13 protein-coding genes are annotated in these 14,428 nt (G+C 58.1%); 7 read left to right on the top strand and 6 right to left on the bottom strand.

Translation table 11 applies throughout. The annotated features are described in order from the left end of the window. Positions 1 to 51 precede the first annotated feature (51 nt). Positions 52 to 1,077 carry a patatin-like phospholipase family protein gene (locus tag ACR0DS_RS05565; RefSeq protein ID WP_480481663.1) on the top strand — a complete coding sequence of 342 codons (1,026 nt, stop codon included), beginning with the start codon at positions 52 to 54 and terminating at the stop codon, positions 1,075 to 1,077. On the opposite strand, the gene ACR0DS_RS05570 is transcribed toward ACR0DS_RS05565, so the two are convergent. The 3 genes from ACR0DS_RS05570 to ACR0DS_RS05580 all read right to left on the bottom strand — a co-directional run bounded on the left by ACR0DS_RS05570 (position 1,078) and on the right by ACR0DS_RS05580 (position 3,625). After that, positions 1,078 to 1,758 carry a DUF502 domain-containing protein gene (locus ACR0DS_RS05570; RefSeq protein WP_267365243.1) on the bottom strand — a complete coding sequence of 227 codons (681 nt, stop codon included), beginning with the start codon at positions 1,756 to 1,758 and terminating at the stop codon, positions 1,078 to 1,080. Positions 1,759 to 1,823: 65 nt separating this feature from the next. Then, positions 1,824 to 2,735: a pseudouridine-5'-phosphate glycosidase gene (locus tag ACR0DS_RS05575; protein ID WP_480480721.1), complete on the bottom strand. Its 912-nt coding sequence runs from the start codon at positions 2,733 to 2,735 to the stop codon at positions 1,824 to 1,826. Next, positions 2,732 to 3,625: a PfkB family carbohydrate kinase gene (locus tag ACR0DS_RS05580; RefSeq protein WP_480480723.1), complete on the bottom strand. Its 894-nt coding sequence runs from the start codon at positions 3,623 to 3,625 to the stop codon at positions 2,732 to 2,734. Before ACR0DS_RS05580 ends, ACR0DS_RS05575 begins: the two co-directional genes overlap by 4 nt. 170 nt (positions 3,626 to 3,795) lie before the next feature. Here ACR0DS_RS05580 and ACR0DS_RS05585 point away from each other — a divergent pair, with 170 nt between their 5' ends. Then, positions 3,796 to 4,938: a HupE/UreJ family protein gene (locus tag ACR0DS_RS05585; protein WP_480485500.1), complete on the top strand. Its 1,143-nt coding sequence runs from the start codon at positions 3,796 to 3,798 to the stop codon at positions 4,936 to 4,938. On the opposite strand, the gene ACR0DS_RS05590 is transcribed toward ACR0DS_RS05585, so the two are convergent. Then, positions 4,935 to 5,555 carry a thiamine phosphate synthase gene (locus ACR0DS_RS05590; protein ID WP_480485501.1) on the bottom strand — a complete coding sequence of 207 codons (621 nt, stop codon included), beginning with the start codon at positions 5,553 to 5,555 and terminating at the stop codon, positions 4,935 to 4,937. The genes ACR0DS_RS05585 and ACR0DS_RS05590 overlap by 4 nt on opposite strands. A gap of 154 nt (positions 5,556 to 5,709) precedes the next feature. Here ACR0DS_RS05590 and ACR0DS_RS05595 point away from each other — a divergent pair, with 154 nt between their 5' ends. From ACR0DS_RS05595 to yghX, 4 genes are all read left to right on the top strand, one after another. Then, entirely contained in the window at positions 5,710 to 6,453 is a 744-nt protein-coding gene (locus ACR0DS_RS05595) for an RNA methyltransferase (RefSeq protein WP_480557964.1), read from the top strand. A 59-nt stretch (positions 6,454 to 6,512) separates the two neighbouring features. Beyond that, positions 6,513 to 7,658, top strand: a complete 1,146-nt coding sequence (ctaA, locus tag ACR0DS_RS05600) for a heme A synthase (RefSeq protein ID WP_480557962.1) — start codon at positions 6,513 to 6,515, stop codon at positions 7,656 to 7,658. A gap of 4 nt (positions 7,659 to 7,662) precedes the next feature. After that, a complete protein-coding gene (locus tag ACR0DS_RS05605) occupies positions 7,663 to 9,132 on the top strand; it encodes a carboxypeptidase M32 (RefSeq protein WP_480557960.1) in 1,470 nt (489 codons plus the stop codon). A gap of 63 nt (positions 9,133 to 9,195) precedes the next feature. Next, positions 9,196 to 10,092 (top strand): YghX family hydrolase, encoded by an 897-nt coding sequence (gene yghX, locus ACR0DS_RS05610; protein WP_209503792.1) that lies wholly within the window; start codon positions 9,196 to 9,198, stop codon positions 10,090 to 10,092. Positions 10,093 to 10,134: 42 nt separating this feature from the next. On the opposite strand, the gene gyrA is transcribed toward yghX, so the two are convergent. Next, positions 10,135 to 12,855, bottom strand: a complete 2,721-nt coding sequence (gene gyrA, locus ACR0DS_RS05615; RefSeq protein WP_480557958.1) for a DNA gyrase subunit A — start codon at positions 12,853 to 12,855, stop codon at positions 10,135 to 10,137. A 192-nt stretch (positions 12,856 to 13,047) separates the two neighbouring features. On the opposite strand from gyrA, the gene ACR0DS_RS05620 reads away from it, so the two are divergent. Then, entirely contained in the window at positions 13,048 to 13,317 is a 270-nt protein-coding gene (locus tag ACR0DS_RS05620; RefSeq protein WP_267366492.1) for an usg protein, read from the top strand. Positions 13,318 to 13,428: 111 nt separating this feature from the next. Here ACR0DS_RS05620 and ACR0DS_RS05625 read toward each other — a convergent pair whose 3' ends face one another. Next, a complete protein-coding gene (locus ACR0DS_RS05625; RefSeq protein WP_480517191.1) occupies positions 13,429 to 14,382 on the bottom strand; it encodes a radical SAM protein in 954 nt (317 codons plus the stop codon). Positions 14,383 to 14,428 lie beyond the last annotated feature (46 nt).

Below are 14,428 nucleotides of genomic sequence, written 5' to 3' on the forward strand. Positions count from 1 at the left end.
CGCTGCCCCCAAACCCCCGGAGTATTTCTGAAAAGATGAAGGGTGAAGGCGGTGGTACGGATCAATCTGGCTTTGCAGGGCGGCGGTGCGCATGGGGCGTTCACCTGGGGTGTGCTTGACCGACTGCTGGATGAGGAAGACATCGAGGTTGCCGCGATCACCGGTACATCCGCCGGTGCGTTGAACGGTGCGGCGTTCAAATCGGGGATGGTTCATTCAGGACGTGAGGGTGCGCGTGCGCAGCTGGACGGGCTTTGGAGGCGTATGGGTGCGATTGGAGACATGCGTATAGCCAATTGGTTTCGCGGGTTGGAACCGGCCGCAATCGCGCAGGCGATGGAATATTCGGTGCCGTTTTCAATCGGTGATGCCTGGTCGCGGATGGTGTCGCCTTATGCCTATGGTCCATTCTACAGCAATCCGCTGGAGCCGGTGGTGGACAGGTTCAATTTTGCGGAAGTATGCGCCGATGCGGGACCCCGCCTGTTTGTGTGCGCCACCTGCGTGAGAAGTGGGAAAATCCGCGTCTTTACTGGCGAGGAGGTCTCGACAGATGCCATTCTGGCTTCAGCTTGCCTGCCGACCCTGTTCAAGGCAGTCGAGATATTTGATCCAAATACTAACCGGGTCGAAGCCTACTGGGATGGCGGTTATACTGGTAATCCGGCGCTCTATCCGCTGTTCAACAATGACCTGCCGGATGACGTAGTGATCGTGAATATCAACCCGTTGGAGCGCGACGCGGTACCGGTCACACCGCAGCAGATCCAGAACCGGATCAACGAGATCAGCTTCAATTCCTCCCTGTTTCGCGAATTGCGGGCAATCAGCTTTGTTCAGCGGCTTCTGAAAGAGGGCAAGCTGAAGGCCGGGGACATGAGCCGCGTTCTGGTGCATATGATTGCGGATAACGAGTTGATGAGCAGCCTGTCTGTTGCCACCAAAACCGTGCCCAACCCGGTTATTTTGCACAAGCTGAAACAGGCGGGGCGGGCGGCAGCGGATCGTTTTCTGGCCAAGCACAAGAGTGATCTGGGCCAGACCAGTACAGTCGATCTGCCGACCATGTTCGGTTAATCACTCGGGTGGTTGCGTAGGGTCTTTTTCGTTAGGATAAACGAGCCCGGCCGAGATCACCAGTTTCGCGGCATCCTCAATTGTCATGTCCAGCAAAATTACGTCTTCCGCCGGGAAAAACAGCAAAAAGCCCGAGGTCGGGTTGGGGGTGGTCGGAACAAAGACGCTGAGCAGCTCTCCTCCGGTCTCTGCGCGTTTGCTGATTTCGCCCCTGGCGGTTGTCGAGACGAACCCAATGGCCCAGATCCCGCGGCGGGGGTACTGGATCAGGCAAGCCTTTTCAAAAGAGCGTTCGGTTTGGGCAAATACGGTTTCCGAGATTTGTTTGATCCCGGAATAGATCGAGCGGACGACCGGCATCCGATCTACCACGCTTTCGGCGAACAGGATCAGGGACCGGCCCAGAATGCCTTTGGCGATCCACCCTACAATCACGGTAAAGATCAGGAAGATCACGACGCCCACACCGCGCAGGTTGATACCAACGTATTGTTCCGGTTGGAACTGATGAGGCACCAGTGGCAAAACGGCACTGTCGATCCAGCCGACTACCGACCAGATCAGCCAAACCGTCAGCCAGACCGGTGCAATGACAACGAGGCCGGTCAGGAAAGATGCGCGCAGCCGTGCCAGCATGCCAGGACGGCGATGATGCGGTTCTTCGTCGAACGGTGTATTCATCTTGGTTCCGAGTGGTTATCGGGATTTAGGTAGTCAATCGGTAGCCATGGCACAATAGGCTTGCGTTATCCCTGTTCTGCCAGTGCCCGTGCAATCGCCGCAGCAAGGCGCGCATTGTTGCGCACGAGGGCAATGTTGGCGGTCAGCGAACGTCCTTCGGTCTTTTCAAAGATACGTTGCAGCAGATAGGGCGTTACATCTTTTCCGGTGATCCGATGCGCATCTGCATCAGCCTGTGCCTCGGCGATGATGGGGGCCAGTATTTCGGCAGGGATCTGATCCGAGATCGGGATCGGGTTGGCCACCAGCTGCCCGCCGGGCAGGCCCAACGCGCGACGGGTTGCATGGGCCTTGGCGATAGCCTCTGGAGTGTCCATGCGCAGGGGGGCGGCATAGGGTGATTTTGCAGACCAGAAGGCAGGAAACGCATCCTGGCCATGGGCGATGACGGGCACACCCAGCGTTTCCAAAACCTCAAGAGTTTTGGCCAGATCAAGGATGGCCTTGGCCCCGGCAGCGACGACAGTGACTGGAGTATGGCCAAGTTCGTGCAGATCAGCCGAGATGTCGAACGTGGTTTCGGCGCCTTGATGCACGCCACCGATGCCGCCGGTGGCAAATACCTCGATCCCGGCATAATGCGCGGCGATCATGGTGGCGGCGACGGTTGTGGCTCCGGTACCACCGGTCGAGATGCAGGCCGCCATATCTGCGCGCGAGATTTTGGCAACGCCTTGCGCCTGACCCAGCCATTGCAACTGGTCAGGCTCGAGCCCCACGTGCAATTTGCCTTCAATCACCGCCATGGTCGCCGGAACCGCCCCCGCATCGCGGATGTCCTGTTCGACCTGCGCCGCAACTTCGACGTTTTGCGGGTAGGGCATGCCATGGGTGATGATGGTGCTTTCCAGCGCAACGATGGGATGACCCGCGTCCTTGGCAGCTCGGACCTCGGCTGAATATTGAATGTCGATCACAGTGGGGTTTCTCCGGAAACGTAGGTTGCTGCGGCATGTAGAGCGCGGGTCAGAGCCTCATCACTCGATGCGCCGCCGGATTCTGAGGCGATATGAGCCGCCATGAAGGTATCCCCGGCGCCGGTCACACGGGTGACCAGAACGGAGGGGGGTGTTTGGGTCAGAATTTCGTCCGAACTGCCGACCGTGGCCGAGCTGCCGCCATCGGTGACCAGCACGCGCAGTGCGCCACGATCCAGAAGGCCCTTTGCGGCAGATTCAGAATCGGTGAATTCACGCTGGCACAATATTCCTGCTTCTTCGAGGTTCACATAAAGCGTGGCGCGGGCATGTTTCAGGAAGGGCAACAGGCGCTCGGCCTTACCGGGCGAGGCCGGGGCAACACGCAGATCGGCACGGGCAAATGCAGGGCTTTGGGCGATTTCTTCCAGCAGGTTCAGGGTCAGGTTGCCGTCAAGCGCAATGGGCCCCTCAAAGGGCGTGTTTTCATAGCCAAGCGGGCCGTGCATCAGCGGACGCAGTATCTTAGCGCCAGCGGCTTCCAGCGAATGCGCGTCGGCAATGGCCGCGATCAACCCGTTGGCACCTTCGACGGCCATATATCGGTCGGTCGGCAGGTCCTGCGAGCGATAGATGTGATCCGTGATCATACCGAGGCGGGAACAGGCATGAATCAGCTCGTCGCCCTCGGGGTCGCGGCCAATGGCGGTCAGCAGGGTGGGCGTCATACCAAAACGCACCAGCGTCATGGCTATGTTCATCGCAACACCACCCGGCAGGCGGGTAATCCGGCCAGGCACGTCCGAGCCTTGCCGCATGGCACTGGCCGATCGTCCGATCACGTCCCACAGGACCGAGCCGATACACAGGATATTACTGTTCTGAGTCATAAAGGACGTCATGCCGCAGCGGTGATGCCCATGCAAGTCAGAACGTTACCGCAATCAGAGATTTGCGGTGCACAGGTCCCATATGCCCTTTGGGCTTGCGATCTGCGGCCTTCGCGGGAACAATCGAAGGCAATGATTGGTGATTTGATTTTCCTGTTGGAGCTTTTCGTATGAATGGCCCTGTTTTCCGCGCCATCTTTCGAACCCTCAAAACCTGTGCCCTGAGTTTTTTTGTTCTTGTAGCTTTGCATCCCGGATCCGGCAGAGCGCAATCCGCCCCGCCGACCGTCGTTGATTTCTGGGTCAAGTCCGACACTTTGTTTCTAGAGTTGAAATGGAATGCCGAGGCCATATTAACCGGGAACAATCCCGCGCAGCCCGCTGCGTTTTCCGACGATCCAAACTACAAATCCTTGCGGCGACTGGTTTCCTCTGAGCTGGAACCCCAGATCAGAGAGTTCGTTCAGCTCTGGAAACACAATCTTATCGTGGAGGCACCAGAGCGATTGAGTTTGTCTTATGAAGGTGTGCGTATTCCTGTTGTAGGAGAAACGGAGAAAGTGCGGGTTTCCAAACTGTTGCTGACTGCTCCTTTGCCCGATCAGGCGTCAAACCTGCGTCTGACCTGGCCGTCAGAAAGCGGACCCATCGTTCTGCGACAGCAAAATGTCGCGGCCCCATACACCGGGTATTTGGCTGCCGGTGAAGCCAGCCCGCTGATCCCCTTGCAAGGCGGGGCGTCTCTGACAACGCAACAAACATTGCAGACATATTTCACAAAAGGGGTCGATCAGTTTCTCCGAAACCCAATTAAGCCATCCATTCTTGTTTTGGCGCTAGTGTTTCTGTCTTTGAAATTGCGCCCAGTGGTATCTCAACTGGTGTTCCTGTCAGCGGGCGCTCTGATCGGGCTTGGGCTGGGTTTGCATGGCGTATTGGATGCAGGAAAAGTGAGCGAGGCCCCGGTTCTGGTGGCTTCGACCATCGTTCTGGCGCTGTGGAACCTGGTTGCCCGGCGATTGCAGGTTTGGCGTTTGTTGGCGGTTCTCGCCATTGGCGGTCTTCAAGGTCTGGTAATTGCCTCGGCCCTGGTCGGGATCGGAGTGCCGCCAGATCATCTGCCCCCGGCCATCTTGGGCTTTGGCGCCGGGAATATTCTGCCGCTTGTTGTAGTAGCCTTTGCCGGGCTTGCTCTGGCGCTTTTGTTTTCTGGCGGCTCACACCGTAAACGAGGCCGGGTATCGGTTCTGGCCTCGATGCTGATTGCAGGTGCCGGGGTCTACTGGATAGTCGAGCCTTGGGTGCAGGGTTAAGGCAACGCGGCCAGCAGCGTTTTCAGTGCGCCAAGCGGATCGTCATTGCCCCAGATCTCATCGCCAATGCCAAAGAAATCGGTGCAGGGGGCCAGATCGCGGATCAATTCGGGCGTCAACCCACCTTCGGCCACAACCGGAACCTCGATCATCTCGGACCACCATTGGAACAGGTCCTTTTCGGCGCGGGTCCCGTCCCTCAGTTTGGCCGAGCCGACAGGACCGAAGGCCACATAATCCGCTCCGTTTTCACCAGCAGTCATACCATCATGGCTGGACGCGCCGCAAAAGCTTCCGACGATTGCATCGGCGCCCAGTTCCTTGCGCGCGGTGCGGACCGAGCGTGCAGCATCATCCAGGTGCACCCCGTCCAGCCCCAGACGCTGCGCCAGCAATACATGGTTCGAGATTACGATGGCCACGTCGCGCGCGTGGGCGATTTCACGGCAAGCGTCGGCCGCGCGAGCGATGGTATCTTCGTCACTTCCGGCCAACGCGAGGCGGACACAGGCAATCTCGACCCCGTCCAGCACAGTCGCCAGCTTGTTCGTGAACGTGCTCAACTCGATAGTCGGAGGCGTGATCAGGTAAATCTGCGGCTGCTCGGGGGTGTCCATGGGCGCGTCCTTCGGCTTTCAGTCTTTGGCGCGGTTTAGCGGATTGCGGCTGGGAAGCAAACTTTTATGGTCAAGAGCCTGCAAATAACGCCCCTGCGCCTTGCCCTGCAAGAGCCTGCCAATTACAGCAGGCCAAGTTTTCTTAAGGTGAGCCATGCCCAGCGACAAACCCCAGCCTTCCTTCGTGCTTGTGCGCCCGCAGATGGGTGAAAACATCGGTGCTGCTGCGCGGGCGATGTGGAACTTTGGGCTGGATCGGATGCGTATCGTGGCCCCGCGTGACGGCTGGCCGAACCCCAAAGCGGTGGCAATGTCCAGCGGCGCAGGGCGCTTGCTGGATGAGGCGCAGCTGTTTGACGACTTGGCCGGGTCGCTGGCCGACAGCACGTTTGTCTTCGCCACGACAGCCCGTCAGCGGGGCTTGACCAAACCTGTCTACAGCCCCGAACACGCAATGAAGATTGCCGCCGAAAAGATCGCTGCGGGCGAGAAGGTTACCGTTCTGTTCGGCCCTGAACGCGCGGGGCTAGAGAATGAAGACATCGCCAAGGCCAACGCGATCATCTCGGTGCCGGTGAACCCGGAATATGCCTCGCTGAACCTTGGTCAATGCGTATTGCTGACCGCCTATGAGTGGATGCGCCAGACCGGCGATGTGGTGCATGAATCGACCGACCTGGGCAAAGGTGACTGGGCCACTGGGATCGAAGTTGAAAAACTTGTCGAACATTACGAGGGCAGACTGGAGGAGGCGGGGTTCTTCTACCCTCCCGAAAAGGCCGAAGGGATGAAGGTTAACCTGCGCAACCTGTGGTCGCGGATGCGTATGACACGGGCCGACGTGCAGATGTTGCACGGGATCATGCGTCAGATGGTCCGCTGGAAGGATAAAGGCTGAGGCTGGACCTATCTTCACCCAAGCCCTAGCTTGCGACAAAATCAGGACATGAGGACAGCATGAGCGGTAAGCGCAGCATCTTCGAAGAGGTCACGGACACCAAAAAACAACAGGCGGTTCAACCCGGTATGATCGACCGGGGGCGCGGCGGCGCGCGCAATGCGATCCGCGTCTGGTTGATGATCCTGTTTGCTCTGGTCGTTGTGATGATCGCGGTTGGCGGCTTGACGCGCCTGACCGACAGCGGCCTTTCGATCACTGAATGGCGCCCGATCACCGGAGCTTTGCCACCGATGACCGAAGCGGACTGGCAGGCAGAGTTCGACAAGTACAAGCAGATTGACCAATGGCGCATCCAGAACCAGTGGATGGAACTGGGTGATTTCAAATCCATCTATTGGTGGGAATGGGGCCATCGTCAGTTGGGCCGCATGATCGGTCTGGTCTGGGCCGCTGGATTTCTGACCTTTCTTCTCACCCGCAAGATCCCGGCAGGGTGGACGGGAAAGCTGATGGTTCCGGGTCTTCTTGGCGGTTTGCAGGGCGCTGTTGGTTGGTGGATGGTGGCTTCGGGTGTCACTCAGGGTGAAGGCATGACGGCCGTCGCAAGTTACCGTCTGGCAACACACTTGGGGCTGGCTTTTGTGATCCTGGGATTTTTGGCCTGGTACATCTTTGAACTGGGCCGCGAAGAACGCGACCTGATGCAGGCGCGCCGCGCGAAAGAGGCCAAACTGTTCTCACTGTCCACCGGTCTGATGCATTTCGCCTTTTTACAAATACTCATCGGCGCGCTGGTTGCTGGGATTGACGCCGGGCGGTCTTACACCGACTGGCCGCTGATGGGGGGGCAATTGCTTCCACCGGATGCGACTATGTTGGAACCGATGTGGCGAAACTTCTTTGAAAGCCCCGGTCTGGTACAGTTCATCCACCGGTGTGTAGGGTATCTGCTGTTCATCTTCGCTGTTGTCGTCTGGCGACGTGGCAGCGGCAGCGCGCATCCGCAGACGCGTTTTGCCTTCAACGCTGCTTTCGCCGCGCTTTCGTTACAGGTCGTCGTCGGCATCGTGACCGTGGTTTACGGCGCGCCATGGCAGGTCGCTATCTTCCACCAGTTTATGGCCGTCATCGTTTGGACGCTGATCCTGCGCGCGCGGTTCCTCACGGCTTATCCAATCGCAACATCTGTGCGCGGAGTTTAAAATTATGACCGCTTTCAATGAACTGATGACCTTTCAGCGGGAAACTTCGGCTTTGGGCCAGATCGCCGGTCGGCTTGGCTGGGATCAGGAAACCGTCATGCCGCGCGGCGCAGCGCCACAGCGCGCCGAAGAAATGGCAGCTATCGAATCTGTCCTGCACGCACGTCGTTCTGATCCTCGTGTTGCCGAATGGTTGGATCAGGCCGCGCCTCAGGATGAGGTCGGCAAGGCGCAGATGCGTGAAATCCGGCGCGCATATGATCGCGCGGTGAAGGTGCCTGCCGATCTGGCGACGGCGATCGCCCGTGTGACGTCCGCTGCGCAGGGAAAGTGGGCGCAGGCGCGCGCGGACGAAGATGTCTCGGCCTTTCTTCCGGTTCTGGAAGAAGTCGTGTCGCTGAAACGACAGGAAGGCGAGGCGCTGGCGCAAGGGGGCGACGTATACGACGCCATGGTCGAAGATTACGAGCCCTACACGACCAGCGCACAGATTGCGGATATCTTCGACCAGATGCGCCCACGACTGGTGGCCCTGCGCGCCGCTGTGCTGGAGCGGCCCGAGCCCGCTGCCCTGAACCGCAGTTTTGATGAGCAGACCCAGATGCGTCTGACACAAAAACTGGCGATCGCCTTTGGCTATGACCTGAACAATGGCCGCGTGGACAAGGCGGTTCACCCGTTCAGTTCAGGCAGTGGTCTTGACGTCCGCATCACCACGCGAACCAGCGAAACAGACCCGTTCAATTGTTTCTATTCCACCATTCACGAGGTGGGCCACGCCGCCTATGAACAGGGGATCGACAGGAAATACCTGCTGACACCGCTCGGCTCTGGTGTGTCGATGGGCGTGCATGAAAGTCAAAGCCGGATCTACGAAAACCAGTTGGGTCGGTCGCGGGCCTTTACCGGTTGGTTGTTCGAACAAATGAAAGAGGCGTTCGGCGATTTCGGCATTGTCGATCGGGACGCGTTTTATGCGACGGTCAACCGCGTCCATAACGGCTATATCCGCACCGAGGCGGATGAGGTCCAATACAATCTGCACATCATGCTGCGGTTTGATCTGGAACGCGCGCTGATGGCCGGAGACTTGCAGGTCGGCGATCTGGAGGCCGCCTGGAATGATCGGTTCAAGGTAGATTTCGGTTATGCGGTCGACAAGCCCTCGAACGGTTGTTTGCAGGATGTGCACTGGTCGGTTGGGCTGTTCGGTTACTTCCCGACATACTCGCTGGGCAATGTCTATGCTGGGTGCCTCTATCAGGCCTTGCGCGGCTCTGAGCCCGATCTTGATGCGCAACTGGCCTGCGGTGACACCACCGGCGCGACCGGCTGGCTGCGTGAGCATGTGCAGCAGCATGGCGGCCTGTATGCTCCGCGCGAGGTGATTGCCCGTGCCAGCGGCATCGAACCCGGACCGGACCCATTGCTAAGCTATCTTGAGGCCAAGTTCGGCGCGCTCTACGATTTGTGAGTTTCCGAACTGCCTCCCAAGCGTTAGAATCGGTGTACCGATACCATCGCCTGGGAGGCAACGATGACCGGAAAAGCCCGCAAGAAAGCCAGTGATTTTGACCCGCGTATCCTCGAGATATTCGACGGATATGTGCACGGCACGATGTCCAAGCGTGAGTTCATCTCAAAAGCCGGTAAATACACGGCTGCCGGAATGACAGGCGCAATGATCCTGGACCAGTTGCAACCCAATTACGCCTGGGCGCAACAGGTGGCCCCGGACGATCCCGCGATCCAAACCATGGTGGTCGCATATGACAGCCCGGATGGGCATAGCGAAACCAGCGGCCTGATGGCGATGCCGGCAAATGCCGCGGGTAAACTGCCAGCGGTACTGGTCGTGCACGAGAACCGGGGTCTGAACCCTTATATCGAGGACGTTGTGCGCCGCGCGGCCAAGGCCGGTTTCCTTGCTTTTGGACCTGATGGGTTGTCCCCCCTTGGCGGCTATCCCGGTACTGATGAAGAAGGGCGCGAGATGCAGCGCTCGATGGACCGGGAAAAACTGATGGCGGATTTCTTCGCCGCCTTTGAATTCCTTCGTGATCATGATCTTTCAACCGGCAAAGTTGGCGCTGTCGGCTTCTGCTATGGCGGAGGTGTTTGCAACGCGTTGGCCGTGGCCTATCCGGACCTTGCAGCCTCGGTGCCATTCTACGGTCGGCAACCACCAGCCGAAGATGTTCCGTCCATCGTAGCACCCCTTATGATTCACTATGCCGGTCTGGACGAGCGTATCAACGCTGGATGGCCTGCATATTCAGAGGCGTTGAAAGCCAATCAAAAGAAGTTCAGCGTGCACTTCTATCCGGATGTCAATCACGGTTTTCACAATGATACGACGCCCAGGTATGACGAAGCTGCGGCAAATCTGGCTTGGAGCCGGACCATTGCATTTTTCAATGCCTACCTGACATGAACTGAACCCCGGGAATCGTCGAACCGGTGCCCGGGGTTACTGTCATTCTTCCTCGTCGCCCTGATCTGCGATCCACGCGACGCTGACGACTTCTTCGCCCTTGCCGGTATTGAACACCTTCACGCCACCTGCGGATCTTGAGCGGAAAGAGATACCATCGACCGGCACCCGGATAGATTGGCCTTTCGATGTGGCCAGCATGATCTGATCGTCGATCTCGACCGGGAAGGATGCAACCAAGTCCCCGCCGCGCATGGCCTTGTCCATCGCCGCCACACCCATGCCGCCACGTCCGCGCACAGGATAGTCGTGGCTTGAACTCAACTTGCCTGCACCACCAGCGGTGATAGTGAGGATAAGGTTTTCGGCAGCCGACATCTCGGCGTATTTTTCCTGGCTGAAATCGCTGCTTGCTGCGGCTTCCTCGTCTTCACCAGCGTCTTCTTCGGTAAGCCCCGCGACCGCACGCCGCATCTTGAGATAGGCTACACGATCTTCGGGTGTCGCCTCGAAATGACGGATCACGGACATCGACACGACGCGGTCACCGTTGGTCAGCCTGATCCCTCGGACACCTGTGGATTCGCGCGAGTTGAAGACACGCACGTCAGTTGTCCGGAAGCGGATCGCGCGGCCGGAATTGGTGACCAGCATCACGTCTTCGTCTTCCGAACAGATGCGCGCATTCACCAGTTCAATGCCGTCGGGCAGCTTCATGGCAATCTTGCCGTTGCGCCGGACATTGGTGAAGTCCGACAACCGGTTACGACGCACGTCACCTGCGCTGGTGGCAAAGACGATCTGGAGGTTTTCCCATTCCTCGTCCGGTACATCCACGGGCATTATCGCGGCGATGGAAACGCCAGTTGGGATCGGAAGGATGTTGACGATGGCCTTACCTTTGCCGGTGCGTCCGGATTGGGGCAAGCGCCAGGTCTTGAGCTTGTAGACCATCCCGTCCGTCGTGAAGAACAGCAGCTGTGTATGGGTGTTCGCAACGAAGAGGTTGGTCACAACATCCTCTTCCTTGGTTTGCATCCCCGACAGGCCCTTGCCACCGCGTTTCTGGGCGCGGAAATCTGCCAGCGGCGTGCGTTTGATGTACCCGCCCGAAGTGACGGTCACGACCATGTCTTCACGCTCGATCAGGTCTTCGTCTTCCATGTCACCGGACCAGTCGACGATCTCAGTGCGGCGGTCGACTGCGAATTGTTCACGCACGCTGCGCAGCTCATCAGCGATGATGCTCATGATCCGTTCGCGCGAGGACAGAATATCAAGGTATTCCTTGATCTTGGCCGCCAGTTCTTCCAGCTCGTCCGTGACCTCTTTGACGCCCAGTTGGGTCAGGCGTTGCAAGCGCAACTCCAGAATGGCACGGGCCTGAACCTCGGTCAGATTATAGGTGCCATCGTCATTCATCTTGGACAGAGGATCATCGATCAGGCGCAAATAGCCTTCGATGTCGGAGGCAGGCCAGCGGCGGGTCATCAGTTTTTCGCGGGCCTCGGCGGCGTCAGCAGACGACCGGATCGTTGCGACCACTTCATCGACATTGGACACCGCCACAGCCAGACCACACAGGATGTGACTGCGTTCGCGCGCCTTGCGCAGGTCGTAGGCGGTGCGGCGGGCAACGACATCTTCACGGAAGTCGATGAACGAGGTAAGGAACCGGCGCAGGGTCAACTGCTCTGGGCGGCCACCATTCAGCGCCAGCATATTGCAGCCAAAGGAGGTCTGCATCGGCGAAAAGCGATAGAGCTGGTTCAGCACCACCTCGGGCGTCGCGTCACGTTTGAGCTCGACCACAACGCGCACACCGTTGCGGTCGGATTCGTCTTGTACATGGGCCACGCCTTCGATCCGCTTCTCGCGCACGGCCTCGGCGATCTTTTCAATCATCGCGGCCTTGTTCACCTGATAGGGAATCTCGTCGACAACGATGGCATAGCGGTCCTTGCGGATTTCTTCTACTCGGGTCTTGGCGCGGATAATGACGCTGCCACGGCCCTCCAGATAGGCCTTGCGCGCACCGGAACGCCCCAGCATCAGGCCACCGGTCGGAAAGTCGGGACCGGGGATGTATTCGATCAGCTGTTCTGATGTAAGGTCGGGATCGTCGATCAGCGCCAGAGTCGCATCGACTACTTCGCCAAGGTTGTGCGGCGGAATGTTCGTCGCCATCCCCACGGCGATACCACCGGCGCCATTGACCAGCATGTTCGGGAAACGGGCCGGCAGAACCGTCGGTTCCCGGTCCTTGCCGTCATAGTTATCCTGAAAATCGACCGTTTCTTTTTCGATATCAGCCAACAGGGAAGCGGCGGGCTTGTCCATCCGCACTTCGGTGTAGCGCATAGCCGCCGGGTTATCGCCGTCCATCGAGCCAAAGTTGCCCTGACCGTCCAGCAGCGGCAGCGACATCGAGAAATCCTGCGCCATCCGCACCAGTGCGTCATAGATCGCGCTGTCACCATGCGGGTGGTACTTACCCATCACGTCGCCCACCGGACGGGCCGATTTGCGGTACGACTTGTCGTGCGTGTTCCCCGTTTCGTGCATCGCATACAGAATGCGGCGGTGCACCGGTTTCAGCCCGTCGCGCAAATCAGGGATCGCGCGGCTAACGATGACCGACATGGCATAGTCCAGATAGGATGTGCGCATTTCGGATTCGATGGAAACCGTCGGGCCGTCGTAGACTGGGCGCTCGGGCGGGGTTTCATCCATGTTTTCAGGAATTTCTGGCGTATCGCTCACGTAAACTGCCCGTGTCTTGTTCTGGGTCTATATCTTGTGGGTGTATCTTATCAGACCCGGCACATAAGGTGCAAGCAAGCAGCGCCTTTACGGGGATTTTCCGCGGTAATACTCAAGTAACATATTGTTATATAAGTATTAGAAGTTTTTCGTGGTATCTTGAATGGACCTTGTATCAAGCAGGAGGTCTGCATGAACCCAAGCGAAACCGAATTGATGCTCAAGGGGTACGGGCTGACAACGGCTGAGTTTTTCTATCATATGCCCGACTATATCCACGTCTTGAACACGTTCATCTGGCAGGATTACGACCTTGCGCCGGATCATCCGAAACTGTTCAAATTCATCGACTTCTGGCAGCGCGAAATCGAAGGCCCGCTGCATTCGGTCAAATTCACCCATCGCAAAATGATCGCACCGGGTGAGTGGCGCAACATGGTGGGCGAGTTTCGTGTGAACTGAGCGAGAGGCAGGTACGAGTTCCGTTGGTGCATGCTCTTCAATCATTGAAGCGAAATGGTCGGCGCGTGTCTGATGATCCGTCCGAAGCGAAATCAGGAATTCCTGAATCGTTCAGCCAGAGCAACTGGCACCGCCCAGCACGCAGAATTTGGCACAATGGGGGTGGTTCAGGTGAACGTCAGCCTCGGATTCGGCCAGAGAATGCCCCATCTCGAACTCCGACTCGTAGGGCAGCAGGGTGCAGGCCAACACGGCAGGCCGGTCAGCGCCTTTCCGTTTCACCACCATGCGGGCGCTGGCGCACATCAATGCATCGGGTGATTTGTTCAGTATTCCCCAGCAAGCCGTTGTAATCTCGGGAACTTCGACAGTTTCGTCCATTTCCGGGAACAGGACGGTCCGAGCCGGGTTATGCGGGTCAATGTCAAAGCCGTGCTCTGTAAAGAATGCGGCATAACCCGCGCGACTTTCCGTGTCAGACTCACCCCAAACGGTGCGCCCGGCAACAGCCATGTTAAAGCCGTGATCGCGCAGCCACTTCATACCCGTCAGGGTTTTTTCAAAGCTCCCCTTGCCGCGTTCAAGGTCGTGCAGTTCTGCGCGGTAATGATCGACGGAAACACGCAGGGTCAGCTTGTCATTGAAAGTCCTTTGCAATGCCAGTAGCCCGTCGCGCACCTTGCGGCGCATCATCGGGGCCATCGCGTTGGTCAGGATCAGAACTTCGTATCCACGCTCCAGCGCGGCGCGGGTCATATCGATCATCTCGGGGTTCATAAAGGGCTCGCCGCCCGTAAAACCGATTTCACGCACAGGCCAATTGCGGGCTTCGATCTGATCCAGGTAGTCACGAACCTCGTCTGCAGTGATATAAACCAGTGCGTCATTGGTCGGGCTGCTGGCGATATAGCAGCTTACGCATTCAATATTGCACAGCGTGCCGGTGTTGAACCACAGGGTCTGAGGGTTGGTCAGGGAAACCTTTGCGCGGGTCTGGCCATCGGCCGTTACCAGTTTACGCTGAAACTTGCCGATATTGGCAAGCTGAGGGGCGTTGTCTTTCATTCCCGCATCCGGTTCGTTGAAGTCATCAAACTGATCTAGCCCTTTG

Source organism: Ruegeria sp. AF5, from assembly GCF_056541905.1.